Origin of the sequence: Shewanella sp. HL-SH5, from assembly GCF_051163755.1 — a bacterium.
GTDB classification, from domain to species: Bacteria; Pseudomonadota; Gammaproteobacteria; order Enterobacterales; family Shewanellaceae; genus Shewanella; species Shewanella glacialimarina.
The window spans coordinates 3,316,272-3,334,628 of sequence record NZ_CP195038.1 but is presented as its reverse complement, the minus strand read 5'-3'; the positions used below and the strand labels follow the sequence as shown (position 1 = coordinate 3,334,628).

Genomic DNA, 18,357 nt, shown 5'->3' with positions numbered 1-18,357 from the left:
GTTAACAGCCGAGGCGGTTAAATATATTAAGGTAGCCAATATCGGCGGGCGTGCATCTTACCTGAAAAGCAATATGAGTGCTATCTAAACACGTCTAGCGGAATCGTGAAAAAGTCTTAATCTTCAGTGCCAAACAAAGAAATATTGCATACAATGAATTGCTTGGTGCATTGTATAACTGTTATTAGCTATATCACTATCACCCTTGATTTAGCTTTTATGCTAATCTGTCGTTAGTTTACTACCTACTTTTCGTCTTCATTTTTGTCTTATAAGGCAGTTCATGACCCCAAAACAGGCCGCATTATCACACATTGAAAAGATTGCCTTAGTGTTACGCGATCCCGCCCATGCGTTGATCAAAAATGTACTGTTGATGTCAAATATCTCTATGGTTTCACTGCAACTTGCAATGCGAAAACTAAATCAGCATGGCCGAGTTGCGTTGCATTTTCATCCTGATAGAGTCGATAGCCGTGGCTTAAGAGTGGTTGAAGGTCTGATAAAAGACGGTGTTTATAAAAGCCAGTTTGAAACCCATATCTCTAATGGACAATTATCGCCAGAGTTAGGTGGGCCACGTGATTATTGGGAAAACCAGTTATTTGGTCAATGTTATTCAGGCATCAAACATCGGCCTAAGTATGGCGCACTAGACTTAGGCTTGTGCTCATTGGGGCCTGCACCACGCTTTGGTAGTTGCTACTTTCTGACCACCCCACAAGTGTTAACACGCAGTACATTTAGCTATATGGACTCTTATCGATTACCAAAAGAGAAGGGCACCATAAATTGTTTCGATGGCGTGTTAGCGGCATTATTAAGTGAAAGTTTTGAGCGCCATTACGCGTTAGGTATTCAAGGGCTTAAGCCCGCTAAATTGATTGACTATTTAACCACTGATTTAGCTCATGCCATCCAAGGGCGATTTACACGCACGCCAAGTTGTAATCTTGATCATTACATTGAGGCACAAATCCACGGTGATGTATCTCTAGATAATGATATCGAGATTTTAGTCGCCGACCCCAGTTTTAAAGATTCACACGTGGGTGATTTGCTACAAACCTTATGTGATGGGCATGATATTCAACTGTTATGGCATGGCGGATATCAGTTATCGGTAGAAGAGGTACCCAGTGACTTTCGCGGCGTTAATATGCCTATGTTGGCGCAAAATATTGCTCAGAATAATATGATAAATGCTGCCATTTTGGGACAAGCTGCCTATACATTATGTAAGCAACCTACAAGCTGGAGTGAGCGTTCAAGCCATGCAAAAAAAGTGCAGGAATTGAAACTGCTTTGGCATGTATTGGTCAGGTATGGCGCCATTAATCCTCAATAGTGAAGCCATTTACCTAGCCTGATCCCGCTCATCAATCACTAAACTGTGCAGCAGTTAACATTATCAACCGACTCATTGTATTAGGTAGGTGACAGCTGCGATACTGCACTTTAAAACCATTCTCTATTTTTATTATTCTATGTTCTTAATGTTGTGCCTCTAATCTTGCTTATAGGGCATCAAGAATTGTTGTTGGAGTGTCATGGATAAGTCGTTAGAAAAGTCATTGGCCAAATGGCTTAAAAGTCAGCAATCTGCCTGCGGTATTTACCTTAAGTTAGCGACCTTACTTGGACTATTAAATGGCGTAGCCATCATAGGCCAAGCTTATTTTTTTGCTAAAATTTTACATGGGGTGATTATGACTGAGTTAGCTGTCAGTCAATTACGGCCATTTTTTATCGGTTTAGCCATATTATTACTCACCCGCGCCGCTTTAGTTTACTGGCGCGAACGATTCAGCTTTGAGGCAGGAAGATTACTCCGCCAAGATATCAGGCAAGCAGTATTGAACAAACTGGTTGCCCTAGGGCCAGCATTTATTAAAGGTAAGCCAGCCGGTGCATGGGCAAGCATTGTGCTTGAGCAAGTGGAAGATTTACATAATTTTTATAGTAAATATGTGCCACAAATGCTGTTGGCAGGGTTTATTCCTGTGTTTATTTTAGTACTGGTATTTCCCTTAAACTGGGCTGCAGGTGTGGTGCTTTTGACCACAGCGCCACTTATTCCAATGTTTATGATTTTAGTCGGCATGGGGGCTGCGGATGCCAATCGCAAAAACTTCAGCGCCTTAAGTCGATTAAGTGGTCATTTTATGGATCGCTTACAAGGTTTGAGTACCTTAAAATTATTTTACCGCGGTGAAGCCGAAATTAAGCAAATCCATCAAGCATCAGAAGACTTTAGAAGTCGTACCATGTCGGTGTTGCGACTGGCATTTTTAAGCTCGGCGGTGTTAGAGTTTTTTGCGGCATTATCTATCGCAGTATTGGCGGTGTATTTTGGTTTTAGTTATTTAGGCCATTTAAATTTTGGTCATTATGGCTTAGGGATCAGCTTATTCACCGGCATGTTTGTGCTTATGTTAGCACCTGAGTTTTTTCAGCCTCTGCGCGATTTAGGCACTCATTATCACGCTAAAGCGCAAGCTATTGGCGCTGCAGAATCCTTAGTTGAGTTATTAGATTATCCCCTTTCTCATGTTCACACTGATGGCAATCAAACCCCTGATCTTAACCAGGTTAGCATCAGAGCGACAGATCTAAGGGTAATGAGCATGGATGGCCAATGTTTACTTGGGCCTGTTTCATTCAATATTACCTCAGGGCAACACGTGGCTATTGTGGGTGCTAGCGGCGCGGGTAAAACCAGTTTGCTGCAAGCCTTGTTAGGCTTTTTACCCTATGAAGGCGAGTTACTGATTAATGACCAAGCCTTTGACGCTATCAGCCTTGCCCATTGGCGAAAACACCTTGCTTGGTTAGGGCAAGACCCGCTGTTATTTCACGGCACAATTGCTGAAAACGTCGCATTAGGCAGTCCCGAGCTAAGTGAACAAGACATTATGCTATTACTTGAACAAGCTCAAATTGCTGATTTTGTCACTCAGCATCCCCAAGGTCTGCATACGGTAATAAGCGATCAATCATCTGGCGTATCAGTAGGGCAAGCCCAGCGAATCGCCTTGGCCAGAGCGCTGAGCCAACAAGCCAGTGTGTTTATACTTGATGAGCCGACAGCCAGCTTAGATGAACAAAGTGCTGAAGCGGTAATGGCCGCTTTATCTCAAGCGACAAAGGCAAAAACCACCTTAATGGTGACGCATAAGTTAAATGACTTAACCCAAGTCGATAACATTATCGTCATCGATAAAGGCCAGCTGGTGGAACAGGGGGACTATCAAACATTAATGGCAGCCCAAGGTAGCTTTTATCAATTACTGCAACAGGAGGTCAGTTAATGAAAGTGCTACTGCCTTTTGTACACTTATTTAAGCGCCAATGGTTAATGATGCTAGTGGGCTTATTACTCAGTTTTATTACCTTGTTAGCGGGTGTCGGTTTATTGTCATTGTCGGGGTGGTTTTTATCCGCCACCGCAGTCGCAGGACTCACCGTTGCCACGGCGCAGGTTTTTAACTTTTTCACCCCAGCAGGCGGCGTGCGATTTTTTTCTATCGCCCGCACCGCAAGCCGATATGGTGAGCGCTTAGCCACCCATGAAGCCACCTTTAAGTTACTAACTGAACTGAGAGTGTGGGCGTGGCAAAAGCTATTACCACTCAGCGCCGCTAATTTAACAGGTCTGCGCCGAGGTGATTTATTAAATCGTTTAGTGGCCGATATCGACACTCTAGATCATCTTTATTTGCGCCTTATTACACCGATTAGCGCATCATTATTGATGATAGCTGCCCTGTATGCGTTTATTGCTTGGTTTGACGCTAGCTTAGCGTTAGCGCTGTGCGGCTTTTTGCTTTTAGTATTATTGATATTGCCGAGTATTTTTTATCAATTAGGCAAAGTGCCAGGCCAGCAGTTAATCGAAACTAAACAAAGCTTTAGAGTACAGTTACTGGATGTGATTCAAGGTCAGGCTGAATTAAGCTTATTTGCGGCTAATTCACGTTATTTAACCAAAGTGTATCAACAGCAACAGATCTTTTTTAACAGCCAAACTGCGATGGCAAAAATCACTGGGTTAAGTCAGGCGATATTAATTTTAACCAACGGTTTCGCGGTATTGTTGATGCTGTATTTAGCCGCGAATGGCGTGGGCGATGCCGTGCCACCAGGGCCATTATTTGCCTTGATCATATTTGCTACCATGGCCTGTTTAGAAATGATGATGCCAATAGCAGGCGCGTTCCAACATTTATCTAGCACAGTGTTAGCGGCCACAAGGGTCACGGCAATAACTGAGCAAGTTTCAGCTATTCAATTTGGTAGCAATGATGCTATTAATGAAGCAATTAAGGCTAAAACAGGCGCATTGGTTATCAGCAACTTACATTTTGCTTATCACGCTAATCAAGCGGTTTTAAAAGGGCTGAATTTACATATTCCAGCTGGACACAAAGTGGCTATTATCGGTAAAACCGGCTGCGGTAAATCCAGTTTATTGCATATGATCACCCGCGAATGGCAAGCAGACTCCGGCAGTATTACTTTAGATGGTCAGCCGCTTGAAGATTACAGCGAAGCCAATTTACGCGCATCAATGTCGGTCGTCAGTCAGCGGGTGCATTTGTTTAGCGGTACATTGCGCGACAACTTAGTGTTGGCATTACCTTATGTTGCTGGTGAAAAACGTAAAGCCCACGATGACAAGTTAACTCATGTGCTGTCACAAGTGGGCTTAAGTCATTTATTACAGGGTGATAACCCGTTAGACATGTGGATGGGCGAAGGCGGCAGGCAATTATCTGGCGGCGAGCAACGCCGAATCGGTGTCGCCCGCGCGTTACTGCGTGATGCACCACTTCTGTTGTTAGATGAACCAACAGAAGGATTAGATAAGCGCACCGAGCGAGAAATACTCGCAACTTTATTTGCCTTTGCTGAGCATAAAACCGTGTTGATGATAAGCCACAGAACCACGGCGTTAAGTCAAATGGATGCTTGTTATCAGCTTATAGATGGACAATTGTCGAGCCTGACGGGTGTTGATGTTAACGGCTGAACATTGCTAAAGAGGGCTGAAGCCTTAACAGCTTTGTGAGTTAAAGTGAGATTATGCATATGGTCTTTGGTTTATATGATCATGGAGCTATACCATAGTAAAGAATGCATCGTGAAGTTTATCTATGTAGGTTCAGCATGGCATTCACTCAGCGACACGCAGCATTCTTTTGAAATAAAAAGTTCTGTAGCTCAACCGACCCATCCCTGGGTCGGATGGTCGGCTTGCAAACCACCATGATGAACCTTTCGAGCATTTACTTAATCGGCAAGTTTTAAAGAGTGAGTGGCATAAGATTATTTCAAAACACTAACTCACTTTTGCCCCAAAGCTTGTTAGAGAACATCCAATTTAAACTTTGCTCGAACATAGTTATCGCTAGTTTATGAAAGCACCATTTTGATATAAATTTATCTACGATTAACATCATAAAATCTTTGCGACAGTATACTGTGTTTTCATACAGTTATAATTCCTTTGTGTTAAAACAACAGTGTTGTTTCTCGTTATGTAATTGCGAAAATTCTCGGTTTTACCTAAAGGATAATTCTATCTAATTGAATTAGCTGATTTTTGTTAACATATCTGCTCTGCATAACGAGTTTGTATTATTCTCGATTATCTAAATTCTCGCTTTTGCCTAGACTAAAAGGTGATTGATTTGGGTTATTTAAGCTGATAAGTTACTAAAATTATTAATAATTAAAGCGATTTGGATGTTGTGTTTTGGTGAGCTTCTCAGGATGTTTATCGGAATTCTCGCTAATACGCTGTTAGCTTTTCAGCAGATACCATCAACATAAAAAGGAGTTTATTGATGAAATTTTCATTCCTAATACTTTGTATAATTACTTTTATACCTAAATTTGCATACGCAGATTATGGAGTACCTTTCATATTTCAAAACTGCTATAAATCGCTAGATTTTGTGACTTTTAAATTTGAGTATGTTAATCATCCTGAGCAATTATATGACGAGACTACAAAGGATTTGCCTACCGCTGCTAGGAAAGAACTAGAAGATAAAGGTGTAATATATCCAGGAGTAATAGATACAAGTATTTGCCAATTAGATAATGCCACCATAAAGGTATGGTTAGAAAAAGAAAAGCTACTCTCACTTAGTATTAATGGTGTAACAAAAGTTAATAATATACCTATTAATGGCGGGGCTATTTTCTTTGATAAACTTATTGTTGACGGGCATGGTTATCCAAAAGGTGCAGATAAGGGGGGATTAAGTTTTTGTTTTTTTGGCCCTGACAAAGAGCGTTCTGTTACAAGAGAGTATTTCCATATCTATCAGCAGTATCCCAGTACAGAGGTAATAGATATGAAGCGCCTTAAAAAAGAAGTAAATGACAGAAATAACTGGGAAAAACCTAGTTATTATCAAAGTTGTGATGGTTTTGAACGGTATATTACGGGTGGTTTATAAAAAGCTAACAAGTCGCTCAAAAGGACAAAAAACAGTTGGTTTTTGCTCCTTCGTCGCTTATTTTAACCAACTATTTTTTGCCTCTTAGCGAGGCGTTAGGTTCCCGGATGATTCCAAGTAAATTTAAAAATGTAATTTACGATGTTTTGCCTCTATCTATTGCTATAGGCATTTTGTTACTTGGTGCTTTGGGCGTTGGAATTAGTATGGGCTTGGGCATGATCTTAAATTTTATTTATGATGATCCAAGCGCCGGTGGGTGGACATGGATATTTGCTATTCCATTAGCTCTCCCAACGATGTTAGTCAGTTTGCCTTGGAGTCATGAAATTTCATCGATTGGTGAAACGAATTCTATTGTTGTTGGGGTACTTATAAATGGTTTTATTGGTTTATTTTTTTGGCGTATATATTTAATGTACTCAAAAAAGGAACCTAACAAGTGAATTATGTCGTTCGTAAACTCACTGGGACAACGACTCGCTGGCCTTCGGCCAAAGCACTCGCATTTGCCCCATATTCAAAGCGTTAGATGTCGCTACCTTTTAGGGAATGTTTTAGCTTTTCATATACGCTTTGGTTAAGGTTTTAACATGCTGTTTGTAGAGTTTACCTAAAGTAGAAAAGCTGAATTGTAGCTTTGATTGTGCTGTCACTTTGTTTGGCTATCTTGTATTTCGTCAATCTGAAAATTGCGGTGTTTTCGTTTGCCGACTTAGTATTTTTTCCATTTCGTCAGCTAGTTTTTGAATTACTAATTTGTAATCCAAAAGAGTGTTTTTAAACGTTCGTAAACTGTTTAATTATTAGTTTTGAGTAACTATCGGAGAGTGTTTTCTACGGAGTTCAAAGTTAATCATTAAGTGGCTTTAAATCGTGGTGGTTTGCTTTATTATTCCATTTCGTTATGTACTTGTATTATCAGAGGTTTCAAACTGATCGCGAGCATCTAACAAGAGCTTTAAACGGAATAAAAACAGTTGGCTACGTTCCGCTTCGCTCCACAATTATAGCCAACTATTTTTATCCGCTTAAGCAGGCGTTAAGTGTCTTTGGAGGTTATATGCCAGCGAATGGAGCTGTCTATATACAGCGAGATAAAATTGATCTTGCTGATATATTTGACGGAGTAAAAAGTGATAAAGGGATCTTTAGAAAGGCTTCATACTACGATATTCCTCTCAACGGAGATGTTGTCCGCTTTAATATTATGACAGCACCTGAGCTTTCTAATCATATTAATGGATTTTTAGGCTACATTTCATCTTTAGATCAGGATGAACGAAGAAAGAAAGACACCAGTTACGCGATTAGCCACACGATGATAGTTTTAGGTTTATCTACAGATAAGGAATTTGAAGAAAATCATTCCATCTGGAAAAGCTTATTTGACATCGCGGATAAATATGATGGCTTTGTGTTCGTACACGATAGCGTATTGTTGCCGAGTGGAACGGTGCTTGTTGGGCCGTTACTTGATTCCAACACCTAACAAGCACCTGAATCAGACGGCTAAAGCTGTCACATTTTTAGCAAAGAGACGCAAAAAAACTGCGCCAGCACGCCGCTGGTTAGGTGAGCGTTAGGGTACTAGGAGAGTTCAGTTGAAATATTCATTATTATTTGTTGCTATCTTATCATTTGACACTTTTGCCGATCTCAATGTCGAATTAGCAAACAAATCCGAAAAAGAGCAACTTAAATATTCTCAATTAAAAAGAGTAGAAAAGACTTATGACCTTAGTAAATGGCAATTTACAGATAATGTTGTAATAGATGATTCTGCTAAAAGACCTCATAGTCACCCTAAGCTAACGTTGACAGTTAGTATGCCTAAAAACGATGGTGCATTCTTATCACAATATTTGCATGAGCAGATACATTGGTTTGAAGATTCTCGAAAAACAGAAGTCCAAAATGTCATAAATGATCTAAAAATCAAATACCCTGATGCACCAACAAAAGGGCCGGAAGGTGCAAGAAGTAAATTTTCAACGTACTTACATTTAGCAGTATGTTTATTAGAGTATGATGCTCTCACAGAAGTTTTAGGTAAAGAGAAAGCACATAAAATCATTTCTACAAATTCTAAGTACTTTTATAAATGGATATATCAAAAAATACTCACAGAGCCTGATTCAATTAGAGAAATTTTGGTAAAGCATAATTTATATATAGAGTAAACGTACCCTAACAAGGGTTTTCAAGTCGGACAAATTACAGTTGGCTTTTTGTTCGTGCCTCACTTATTTTAGTCAACAGTAATTTGCCGCTTAAAACGGCGTTAGAACTAAATGAGAGTTATGTACTATTTTCTAAAATTATTTATCCTAGTCGCTATTTCTACAAATGTTGTAGCTAAAGATGATCATTTTAAGTATTACTCACTCAATAGTGGTGAAGTTAGCATTTATTACAGTGACTCAAAATGGTTTTATTACGAAGCTTATACTGCTGACTTGTCCGAACTAGAAACTTGCAATGATATAACTGGGTTTAAATGCCTTGTAAGTGATAAAGTTTCAGTTGTGGTTCCAATCCAACTATCTGCTCTTATGAACACTGCAAAGTTTTGTAATGAGCCTCAGTGGAAGTTTAAAAAATATCAATATTATATAAGCGGACCTGAAGACCATAGCCTTCGTATTTGTGATGACCCAATACCGCAAATAGGTGGGCTTTTCGGATTACCTTACGAGGGAATAAAAATTAATACATCCTACAATGGTAAAATCATGAGCTTTATTTGGTCTATAGATAAAGGTTTAATTGCTTTTACTGACAGTAGCGGAGCTGAATTTTGGTTAAAATCCAAATGTGGCTTTGGTTCTTTGAATGGGTGTGATAATTAGTTCTAACAAGAGACTATGGCGTCAATAGTTAATTTTATGCTTTTGGCGCTTCCCATAAAACACCATCTCTTAACATCGAATTTAAGATCACAACCATCTTTCTAATACAGGCAATAATAGCCACTTTCTTTGGTTTTCCTGCCGCAACTAACCGCTGATAAGTCTCTTTAAAAACAGGGTTAGATTGTATCGCTGACATCATGGCCATGTATAAAACCGTTCTCACTTGATGCCGACCCCCTTGGATCTTTCTATGCCCTTTGAAACGTCCACTTTCTTTATTCATGGGTGCAACACCAACTAATGAGCTGGCTTCTTTGTTATTGATATAACCTAATTCTGGTAGGTTGCTGATGATGGACGCAGCAGCAATTTTACCTATGCCTTTCATGCTTTGCAGGATGATATTTTTAGCTTGGTAGTCAGGGTTTGATTCGATGAGATTAACGATTTTAGTTTCAATTTTTGTAATCTGATTTTTAAACACAGTCAGAATAGGTTTGATAGTCATCGCTAGTTCTTTCGGAAGAATTTGAAGTCTGTTCTTCTCCATAGTTTGCATCACCAATAGTTGATTTCGTCTTCCGACTAAATCGCTCATAGCCTGCATTATCTCTGGCTTTAGTGTCGATAGCCGAGGTTTAATCGCTTCACTATAATGGGCGATAAGCTGTGCATCTAGCTTGTCAGTTTTAGCGCGTTGGCCAATTGCACCGGCAAAGCGTTTTATGTGTACAGGATTAGCGATTACGAAGGGTAAATTAGCATTCGCACAAGCCATAATAAACGGCATTTCAAGCCGTCCCGTCGCTTCAATGACAATACGTTCTGGGTGGTGTTTTTTAATGAGCCTCACCGCTTCTTTAATGCCTTTTTCATCGTTAGACACGGTGAAATAGATATCGAGAGGTCGAATATAAATGTCGAGTTGGAACTTGCCAGTATCGACACCGACGTTAATGTTTTGATTAGTTTTTGTTTTCATAATAAGCTAACTCTTGCTTGCAAATGCGGGTTCGAGACCCAGTAGACTATTCGAGTATTTTGCTTGGAGTCGTTTGTCGCGTTCTTTCTTGTTATCGGTCTCTCAATAGAGGATCCAGCACTCAATCGAACTACGACAAATGAAAGCTTTAGTTGCAGCTAAAGCCTGGGTCTCACATTACCCGAAACTGGGAATGATGTGTAATTAGTTGGGTTTATTATCCATACAAGTTGCTTAAACGGACACAAAACAGTTGGCTGTGCTCGTTCCTCGCAAATTTTAGCCAACGTTTTTTAGCCGCTTAGCAAAGCGTTATACGGCAAGGATTCTATGAAGCACGGAGTTATATTAGTAGTTATGGGAATACTTTCAATATTTGGTTCAAAAGCAAATGCATCAGTTGAAGCTGATTTTTGGAAATGGTTTCAAAAGAATGAAGATATGATCTTTAATTTTGAAAAAGATACTGAAAATACTTTTGATAAATTATCTTTAGCACTTTCTAAAGTAGATCCAGAGCTTACTTTTGAGTTTAGTCCTATTCGCGAAAATGGTAAAAGAGAGTTTGTTTTAAGCGCAGGTGGTATAAAAAAATCCTTTCCTTCGGTTGAATTACTATTTAACTCAGCACCTGAATTAAAACAATGGACAATAGTAAAATTTCGTCCTAGAAGAACCCCACTGAACGATCTTACTTTTGGCGGTGTATCAATTAAAGCTGATGATGTTTATTACAATATATATAAAGACGAAGATAAATTGGGCGTCGTATTGTTTTTTGATAATTACAGCGATAAAGAACACACAACTTATGGCAACCTTGGTTATCTCTTTTTAGATGAAGCTCTTGGTGAATATGGCGTTGAAACCAAACTGGGTTTTATTGAGTTCCATAATAAAAGTTCAGAGCATTTTGATGGTGCTAAACCAATTAGAGAGTTAGCAACTCAAGTTGATGAGTATTACGGTAATTAGTGGTAATGCCGTATAACAAGTCATTTAAAAGGACAAAAAACAGTTGGCCATGCTCGTGCCTCGCTGATTTTGGCCAACAATTTTTTGCCTCTTAATGAGGCGTTAGGTGTTTCGAGAGTCTGTATGTCTTTTCTTAGTAAATTATTCCGTTGGGAACGAGGCAGGCAAAAATCGGGTTACGATAAGATGCTACTTTGCGGAGCAATGTGGCCTATAAAATTTGATACTTATTTGCTTAAATTCCCTGAAGGAAGTGAAATATCTCCGCATACGGATAAAGTTGTATCAGGTAAACATTATCGCTTAAATATCGTATTAAAAAATGCAGATGAAGGCGGTGAGTTTATATGTTCTAATCCGATTTATGAAACAAAACGGATTAAACTTTTTCGTCCTGATGTAAGCGAACATCAAGTTTCAAAAGTTGTAAAAGGTAACCGGTATTTACTTAGTATTGGTTGGGTAAAAAACACCTAACACATATGAGCCTTCCGCCAGTCAATAGGCGAGCCTAACTTATTTGACTGCTTTTGCAGTCAAATTAAAATCAATCAACAAATTCATCTACTTCGTCTGTCAGTTAGCTGTCAAATCATCGTTTACAGCAAACACATATAGAGGCTCTCTTAGTGCGATCTTATCGCTGCCTGACGCTTTTCAATCCTTTGAAATATCAGGGGCACTAGACATTTATCGGTTAACCCTAAGATGGCACTATTCAAGTCAGAGGTGCTTTGTGCACAGTTAGTTTCAGGCTCATTTAAGGTGTAAACGACTTTGGTGATTGTACTCATTAATGCGCGCCAATAAGGTGTCTAATCAAGGCAATGTAGCTTAAATAGCATTTGGCATAGTGATGATGGTGAGAAGTCATTGCTTCATTAGCCACATCATTCACGTTCATGCTCGCTTCTCTTTTCAAGAGTATCTAGTTAGATGTTCAGCTCACCTTATTGCGCGACTTATCCTTTTAAGAATCGTTGTTCATCAAACACCGTTTTGTTCTTCAACATGAAATAGACGCAACGGCCAAGCTTATGTGCCAGTGCAGATAACGCTTTAGCCTTACTCATTCTTTTTTGTAATCTATTAAGATAGTTACGGGCTTTATCATTGCCTCGCAGGTAAAGCACAGCAGCTTCAGAGAATGCCCACTTTAAATGAGCATTACCGATTTTATTACCATTAGTACCATAGGTTTTACCCGCAGACTCAGCTTTGCATTTGACTAATCGAGAGTATGAAGCAAACTTTTGCACTGACTCAAATCGACTGATATCACCAATTTCATAGAGGATAGTCAGCGATAAAATCTTACCGATGCCAGGTACTGTTTTAAGTAGTTCTAGATACACGGGATTATGATTTTTGGCTTGTTTTTCAATGAACCATTCAACTTGAGCGAGTTCTTTGGCATAGCAATCAAGTAGCGCCATGTCTAAATCAATATTACGTTGCACAATAGGATCTTGATATTGCTCCCGCATTTTTTGTCTTGCAGAGATGTTTTTAAGGTTTAGGTCAGTGGCAGGTAAGTTGTATTGGCTGTTGGTGTTAACCACATGACCTTTAAGCATAGCGCCGTGACGAACAATCTTCATACGTCGACGTAACAGGTCACGCGCAGCGCGCATTTCACTTGGGTAATCGTAGGCTATTGGAAAATTGCCACCACGCAGCAGTGTGGCAATTTTAAATGAATCGACTTTATCGTTCTTAGTTTTACCGCCGTGAATCGCTTTCATATAAAGGGCATGACCTAGAATAAAGTCGATACCCAGTTCAGCACACCAATCAGACACCCAATACCAACAATGCATGCACTCAACCCCGACAATGACATTGCCGATATAGGGTTCAAGTATGAGTAGTAAGTCATCTTTGTCAGCGCCAATCTTTTTATGGACGACAACTTCCCCTTTAGAATCAATGATGCAGACATAAAGTAAGCGTGCATGTAAATCGATACCACAGTAGTATGGATGTGAGTTATTATAAAATCTCATTGAGCTTTCTCCTGTTGGTTTGGTCACCTTAAGCATACCGCTGATGCGGCTTGCTAGGGAGGGGGCTCAATGAGTATCAAGAAAATCAACAAGGACAAAAAACAGTTGGCTTTTGTTCACTACGTTCACTTATTTTAGCCAACAATTTTTTGCCTGTTATTTAGGCGTTATGTGTTCATTCAATTATTCGAGTATTATGATGCAAAATATACTTTTAAATTTTCCTCACTGTGATGACTTTGACGATCATTCTTTCGTTGGAATTTGGCATGAAAGCGGTAAACTAGACTTTCAAAAGTACTGGGAGTTTGAAAGAGAAGTATTTGAACTTGCGAATGAACAAAGTGCAAGTGAGCTTCCTAGAGATATTGCATGGCCAATCATGCGAATCTTTAGTTATATAATGACAGGCATTCAAGCCCACTATAATGTGAACGATGGTTTTGAATTATTGGATCTTGAAGATAATGAGTTACATGAATTTAGAGAAAGGTTTCAATGTGTTGTAGAAGGTTTCTTTAAAGGCTCTATGCCTGAAAATACCGATTTTGAATTAATGAATCCTTTAATGCAAAACACATAACAAGAGACTATGGCGTCAATAGTTAATTTTATGCTTTTGGCGCTTCCCATAAAACACCATCTCTTAACATCGAATTTAAGATCACAACCATCTTTCTAATACAGGCAATAATAGCCACTTTCTTTGGTTTTCCTGCCGCAACTAACCGCTGATAAGTCTCTTTAAAAACAGGGTTAGATTGTATCGCTGACATCATGGCCATGTATAAAACCGTTCTCACTTGATGCCGACCCCCTTGGATCTTTCTATGCCCTTTGAAACGTCCACTTTCTTTATTCATGGGTGCAACACCAACTAATGAGCTGGCTTCTTTGTTATTGATATAACCTAATTCTGGTAGGTTGCTGATGATGGACGCAGCAGCAATTTTACCTATGCCTTTCATGCTTTGCAGGATGATATTTTTAGCTTGGTAGTCAGGGTTTGATTCGATGAGATTAACGATTTTAGTTTCAATTTTTGTAATCTGATTTTTAAACACAGTCAGAATAGGTTTGATAGTCATCGCTAGTTCTTTCGGAAGAATTTGAAGTCTGTTCTTCTCCATAGTTTGCATCACCAATAGTTGATTTCGTCTTCCGACTAAATCGCTCATAGCCTGCATTATCTCTGGCTTTAGTGTCGATAGCCGAGGTTTAATCGCTTCACTATAATGGGCGATAAGCTGTGCATCTAGCTTGTCAGTTTTAGCGCGTTGGCCAATTGCACCGGCAAAGCGTTTTATGTGTACAGGATTAGCGATTACGAAGGGTAAATTAGCATTCGCACAAGCCATAATAAACGGCATTTCAAGCCGTCCCGTCGCTTCAATGACAATACGTTCTGGGTGGTGTTTTTTAATGAGCCTCACCGCTTCTTTAATGCCTTTTTCATCGTTAGACACGGTGAAATAGATATCGAGAGGTCGAATATAAATGTCGAGTTGGAACTTGCCAGTATCGACACCGACGTTAATGTTTTGATTAGTTTTTGTTTTCATAATAAGCTAACTCTTGCTTGCAAATGCGGGTTCGAGACCCAGTAGACTATTCGAGTATTTTGCTTGGAGTCGTTTGTCGCGTTCTTTCTTGTTATCGGTCTCTCAATAGAGGATCCAGCACTCAATCGAACTACGACAAATGAAAGCTTTAGTTGCAGCTAAAGCCTGGGTCTCACATTACCCGAAACTGGGAATGATGTGTAATTAGGTGGGTTTATTATCCATACAAGGCCACTCAAACCGGACAAAAACTCGCTGTCACTTTTCTTGCAAACGGCGCAACAAAAGCGCCATCAACTTTTTGCCGCTGGTGGCGGCGTTAAATTTAGTCGGGTCAGGGTTAAATTTTGTAAAAATAAGCTCTAACTCGCTTCAGTTCGGAAACGAGTTAACTCTTGTTTTGATTTAGCTTTTGCCACAGCCATAAATGAAGCTAAATCGAAGAGATAATAATTCGGGTGCAGATGAGCCAGCGAGTATCCAAAACATGGATGTTTTGGTTAAGCCCACATGGAGGTGCTTGCGGCGTCTCGCTGGATCATCTGCACTTGTAGTCAACCTTTGACGCCAATGAAAATTTAATTGAGTTTTAAAATTTAGTCTGATCAGGGCAAACTTTTATAAAAACAAATCTTCCAACCCTGCTTTTGTCCAGAAAATGAGTTAACTTTTGTTCTGATTTAGCTTTTGCCACAGCCATCAATGAAGCTAAATCGAAGAAACAAAAATTTGGGTGCAGATGAGCCAGCGAGTATCCAAAACATGGATGTTTTGGTTAAGCCCACATGGATGCTGATTTTAAAATCAAGAGCTGGCGTCTCGCTGGATTATCTGCACATAAGGTCGTTCTTTCACATCCATGTGATCAGGACATTCCTTTCATCCTGAACATTCCTGCGGCAGGCAATAAGTACCCATGAAGTATTGGACTAGTTACACTCACCAGAGTGATAGCAGCTTAGAAATTTAGTGGGGCTAGATTATCTGCAATGATTACAATCCCGTAATCTTGGTACAGGTATCAGCGTTCTCTGGTGTGCAAACAGTGATAGGTGTGTAAATGGTTTTCTGATATTTTTGTTCTGTTACAATCTTATAAAGTGTCAAAATGGCTTGTCTTCCCATTTCATAGGGTTTTTGACCAATATTGATATGAACAAGATGATCTTTCAACATAGTTAATTGTTCAGAGGATGTATCAGTAATAACAATGATGACCTTGTTGTTATTAATTTTTTCCTGGTACGGGGCAATCATTTTACGATAAAGTGCTTGGTCATTTTGCGGCCAACCACCAACAGCAATAAAAGAGTCTGCTTTTACAGGCTTACCTTTCATTACAGACTCCATTTGATTAACAGATTGATCCAATTGATCAAAATTAAAGAAAGGCTCTCTAACTTCTGTCCATCCCGAATCGTTATTAAGCAATTCTCCAGGAGGTGCGTCGTATTTTTTTCCCGATAATGCGGAACGGACACCCATCAGTCTTAAATTCAGATTGGGAGAATCGGGTCGCCCAGATTGCATTATTAGCGTTCCCCCATTGGGGCGAAGTTTTTTTAACTCTTCACCTAATGACTTACCCAATTCAAAATTGTCAGTGCCTATATACGCTAGGCGTAAACTATTAGTGTCCTCGTTGACTGAAACATCAATATCAGAGTCATAGGTAATAACCGGAATACCTGCTTCTTTAGCTCTCTTAAGGCTATTTTTAACGAGATATTTAGATTGTGTAACGGCGACAGCAATACCGTCTATACCTTCATCAATCAGTTGATTTATTACCTGATCTTGCATCCTAACATTACTTATATCTGGTCCCCGATATATACATTTCACGCCTTTTATTTGAGCCGCAGCATCTATACAGCCAGCTTTGCTTTGATCAAAAAAAACACTATGAAATTTAGGCACCACGGCAAGTTTCAATTCTTTTCCATAGACAGAAAATATGGGTATTAGACTAAAGGCAACAAATAATACAAATGATCTCCCCACACTCCCTCCTGAAATAAATTATAGTGCCACTCTGCTTACACCAATATATATCAAATAAATTCATTTAAAGATACGAGCTGAAACGGTATTACTGAACATATCCGTGTGGGCTAATCGATATTGTTGTCGATATTGTTGTGTTTTGAACTCTATGCGTCAGCATGGCAATAGCTACATTAGACGTTTATTAAGGTTAGATGAAATAACGCATTATCTCATCTAACCTCATCTCACTCCGCAAATAATTTACGCTTGCTGATGCCTTGGCAGTTTGACTGAAATAAGCGCGGCTAGTGCAATAAAAACAGCTGATATCCACAGACAAGCGGCCATACCATATAGTTGATAAACCCAACCAGACAGCACGGTGCCGATTAAACGTCCCATCGCATTGGCCATATAATAAAAGCCGACATCTAAAGACACGCCATCTTCGCTGGCATAGCTGACAATCAAATAACTGTGCAGCGAGGAGTTGATGGCAAATAATGCGCCAAAAAGCATTAATCCGCCCACAAGTATATTGGCAGCATGAAAGTCATAACTTATAGCCAGTGCAATACCGGCTGGCACCACACTGAGCAAAACCGCCCAACCTAAGGCGCTGCGTCCATCGGGGACTTTGCCTTGGTTTTTACCAGTTAATCGGGGTGCAATAGCTTGTACTACACCATAAGCTATGACCCAAAGAGCGAGAAAGCCGCCGACATACCAGTGATCCCAGCCGAAGGTTGACGCTAGGTAAACGGGTAAGGCGACCACAAACCACACATCGCGAGCACCAAATAAAAACAGTCGCGCCGCTGAAAGGGTATTTACCGCCTGACTTTTTGAGAATATTTCAGTGAACTTAGGCTTGTTTTTGGCTTTACCTAAGTCACGCTTCAAGTTAAACAGACTGAAAATCCACACCAGCAATAACCCAACAGCCATGCAAAGAATCGCATACTGAAAACCCAATAGTGTCAGTAAGGCGCCGCCTAAAAAGAAGCCCGCTCCCTTTAAAGCATTTTTTGATCCGGTCAATATGGCAACCCATTTATACAGTTGGCCTTGTGCATCGGTAGGCACCAATAATTTGATGCTACTTTTCGCGCTCATTTTATTGAGATCTTTGGCTATACCAGACAAAGCTTGTGCCGCCATGACCCAGGGGATGGTTAGCGCCGCAGCGGGAACTAATAGCATGCCAAGGGCAACTATTTGCATAAAAAGACCAATATTCATGGTCTTATTAAGGCCTAAGCGTGCGCCTAACAAGCCGCCGATCAAGTTAGTTAATACCCCAAAAATCTCATAAAAAAGGAACAGCATGGCAATATTTAGCGGGCTATAACCCAAACCATGAAAATACAGCACCACTAACATACGAAGGGCGCCATCGGTCAACGTGAAGGCCCAATAGTTGCCAGTTACGACCAAGTATTGGCGAATTTCTGGCGACAGCCCTGTCAAAAGTCCCATTATGTTCTCTTTATATAAGCTTAAGTTTTATCCATTTGG

The 18,357-nt window shown here is 39.9% G+C and carries 16 protein-coding genes; 11 read left to right on the top strand and 5 right to left on the bottom strand.

The features are described 5' to 3' along the window. Window positions 1–283: 283 nt before the first annotated feature. The 8 genes from ACRWQM_RS14560 to ACRWQM_RS14525 all read left to right on the top strand — a co-directional run bounded on the left by ACRWQM_RS14560 (window position 284) and on the right by ACRWQM_RS14525 (window position 9,322). Complete coding sequence (locus ACRWQM_RS14560; protein ID WP_434930449.1) at window positions 284–1,348, top strand: DUF3626 domain-containing protein; 1,065 nt, start codon at window positions 284–286, stop codon at window positions 1,346–1,348. A 202-nt stretch (window positions 1,349–1,550) separates the two neighbouring features. Further along, complete coding sequence (gene cydD / locus ACRWQM_RS14555; protein WP_434930448.1) at window positions 1,551–3,311, top strand: heme ABC transporter permease/ATP-binding protein CydD; 1,761 nt, start codon at window positions 1,551–1,553, stop codon at window positions 3,309–3,311. Then, entirely contained in the window at window positions 3,311–5,032 is a 1,722-nt protein-coding gene (cydC, locus tag ACRWQM_RS14550) for a heme ABC transporter ATP-binding protein/permease CydC (RefSeq protein WP_434930447.1), read from the top strand. Before cydD ends, cydC begins: the two co-directional genes overlap by 1 nt. An 817-nt stretch (window positions 5,033–5,849) precedes the next feature. Next, the gene (locus ACRWQM_RS14545) at window positions 5,850–6,470 is read left to right on the top strand and encodes a hypothetical protein (protein ID WP_434930446.1); all 621 of its coding nucleotides are present in this window, start codon (window positions 5,850–5,852) and stop codon (window positions 6,468–6,470) included. A 107-nt stretch (window positions 6,471–6,577) separates the two neighbouring features. After that, entirely contained in the window at window positions 6,578–6,916 is a 339-nt protein-coding gene (locus ACRWQM_RS14540) for a hypothetical protein (protein ID WP_434930445.1), read from the top strand. 617 nt (window positions 6,917–7,533) lie between these two features. Continuing rightward, window positions 7,534–7,962, top strand: a complete 429-nt coding sequence (locus ACRWQM_RS14535; RefSeq protein ID WP_434930444.1) for a hypothetical protein — start codon at window positions 7,534–7,536, stop codon at window positions 7,960–7,962. 112 nt (window positions 7,963–8,074) lie between these two features. Next, complete coding sequence (locus ACRWQM_RS14530) at window positions 8,075–8,653, top strand: hypothetical protein (RefSeq protein WP_434930443.1); 579 nt, start codon at window positions 8,075–8,077, stop codon at window positions 8,651–8,653. A 120-nt stretch (window positions 8,654–8,773) separates the two neighbouring features. Further along, on the top strand, window positions 8,774–9,322 hold the full coding sequence (locus tag ACRWQM_RS14525) for a hypothetical protein (protein WP_434930442.1): 549 nt from the start codon (window positions 8,774–8,776) through the stop codon (window positions 9,320–9,322). A gap of 34 nt (window positions 9,323–9,356) precedes the next feature. Here the strand turns inward: ACRWQM_RS14525 and ACRWQM_RS14520 are convergent, their stop codons facing one another. Beyond that, window positions 9,357–10,307 carry an IS110 family transposase gene (locus tag ACRWQM_RS14520; protein WP_434929890.1) on the bottom strand — a complete coding sequence of 317 codons (951 nt, stop codon included), beginning with the start codon at window positions 10,305–10,307 and terminating at the stop codon, window positions 9,357–9,359. 330 nt (window positions 10,308–10,637) lie between these two features. Between ACRWQM_RS14520 and ACRWQM_RS14515 the strand changes: the two genes are divergently transcribed. Both ACRWQM_RS14515 and ACRWQM_RS14510 read left to right on the top strand, forming a co-directional pair. After that, complete coding sequence (locus ACRWQM_RS14515) at window positions 10,638–11,282, top strand: hypothetical protein (RefSeq protein WP_434930441.1); 645 nt, start codon at window positions 10,638–10,640, stop codon at window positions 11,280–11,282. Window positions 11,283–11,405: 123 nt separating this feature from the next. Then, window positions 11,406–11,759: a 2OG-Fe(II) oxygenase gene (locus ACRWQM_RS14510; protein ID WP_434930440.1), complete on the top strand. Its 354-nt coding sequence runs from the start codon at window positions 11,406–11,408 to the stop codon at window positions 11,757–11,759. 485 nt (window positions 11,760–12,244) lie between these two features. On the opposite strand, the gene ACRWQM_RS14505 is transcribed toward ACRWQM_RS14510, so the two are convergent. Further along, window positions 12,245–13,288, bottom strand: coding sequence for an IS110-like element ISShfr7 family transposase (locus ACRWQM_RS14505; protein WP_434930380.1), 1,044 nt, complete (start codon window positions 13,286–13,288; stop codon window positions 12,245–12,247). A 196-nt stretch (window positions 13,289–13,484) separates the two neighbouring features. Here ACRWQM_RS14505 and ACRWQM_RS14500 point away from each other — a divergent pair, with 196 nt between their 5' ends. Then, on the top strand, window positions 13,485–13,871 hold the full coding sequence (locus tag ACRWQM_RS14500; RefSeq protein ID WP_434930439.1) for an Imm41 family immunity protein: 387 nt from the start codon (window positions 13,485–13,487) through the stop codon (window positions 13,869–13,871). Window positions 13,872–13,899: 28 nt separating this feature from the next. On the opposite strand, the gene ACRWQM_RS14495 is transcribed toward ACRWQM_RS14500, so the two are convergent. The 3 genes from ACRWQM_RS14495 to arsJ form a co-directional block, all read right to left on the bottom strand. Next, complete coding sequence (locus ACRWQM_RS14495) at window positions 13,900–14,850, bottom strand: IS110 family transposase (protein WP_434929890.1); 951 nt, start codon at window positions 14,848–14,850, stop codon at window positions 13,900–13,902. Window positions 14,851–15,843: 993 nt separating this feature from the next. Continuing rightward, window positions 15,844–16,854 (bottom strand): substrate-binding domain-containing protein, encoded by a 1,011-nt coding sequence (locus tag ACRWQM_RS14490; protein ID WP_434930438.1) that lies wholly within the window; start codon window positions 16,852–16,854, stop codon window positions 15,844–15,846. Window positions 16,855–17,100: 246 nt separating this feature from the next. Further along, a complete protein-coding gene (arsJ, locus tag ACRWQM_RS14485) occupies window positions 17,101–18,318 on the bottom strand; it encodes an organoarsenical effux MFS transporter ArsJ (RefSeq protein WP_434930437.1) in 1,218 nt (405 codons plus the stop codon). Between the last annotated feature and the right edge of the window lie 39 nt (window positions 18,319–18,357).

What these genes read in the sequence shown, in the direction of transcription:
- ACRWQM_RS14510 (WP_434930440.1), top strand. Translation starts at nt 11,406, where the DNA reads ATGTCTTTTCTTAGTAAATTATTCCGTTGGGAACGAGGCAGGCAAAAA.
- ACRWQM_RS14545 (WP_434930446.1), top strand. Translation starts at nt 5,850, where the DNA reads ATGAAATTTTCATTCCTAATACTTTGTATAATTACTTTTATACCTAAA.
- ACRWQM_RS14560 (WP_434930449.1), top strand. Translation starts at nt 284, where the DNA reads ATGACCCCAAAACAGGCCGCATTATCACACATTGAAAAGATTGCCTTA.
- ACRWQM_RS14505 (WP_434930380.1), bottom strand. Translation starts at nt 13,288, where the DNA reads ATGAGATTTTATAATAACTCACATCCATACTACTGTGGTATCGATTTA.
- ACRWQM_RS14525 (WP_434930442.1), top strand. Translation starts at nt 8,774, where the DNA reads ATGTACTATTTTCTAAAATTATTTATCCTAGTCGCTATTTCTACAAAT.
- cydD (WP_434930448.1), top strand. Translation starts at nt 1,551, where the DNA reads ATGGATAAGTCGTTAGAAAAGTCATTGGCCAAATGGCTTAAAAGTCAG.
- ACRWQM_RS14495 (WP_434929890.1), bottom strand. Translation starts at nt 14,850, where the DNA reads ATGAAAACAAAAACTAATCAAAACATTAACGTCGGTGTCGATACTGGC.
- ACRWQM_RS14540 (WP_434930445.1), top strand. Translation starts at nt 6,578, where the DNA reads ATGATTCCAAGTAAATTTAAAAATGTAATTTACGATGTTTTGCCTCTA.
- cydC (WP_434930447.1), top strand. Translation starts at nt 3,311, where the DNA reads ATGAAAGTGCTACTGCCTTTTGTACACTTATTTAAGCGCCAATGGTTA.
- ACRWQM_RS14515 (WP_434930441.1), top strand. Translation starts at nt 10,638, where the DNA reads ATGAAGCACGGAGTTATATTAGTAGTTATGGGAATACTTTCAATATTT.
- ACRWQM_RS14520 (WP_434929890.1), bottom strand. Translation starts at nt 10,307, where the DNA reads ATGAAAACAAAAACTAATCAAAACATTAACGTCGGTGTCGATACTGGC.
- ACRWQM_RS14535 (WP_434930444.1), top strand. Translation starts at nt 7,534, where the DNA reads ATGCCAGCGAATGGAGCTGTCTATATACAGCGAGATAAAATTGATCTT.
- arsJ (WP_434930437.1), bottom strand. Translation starts at nt 18,318, where the DNA reads ATGGGACTTTTGACAGGGCTGTCGCCAGAAATTCGCCAATACTTGGTC.
- ACRWQM_RS14500 (WP_434930439.1), top strand. Translation starts at nt 13,485, where the DNA reads ATGATGCAAAATATACTTTTAAATTTTCCTCACTGTGATGACTTTGAC.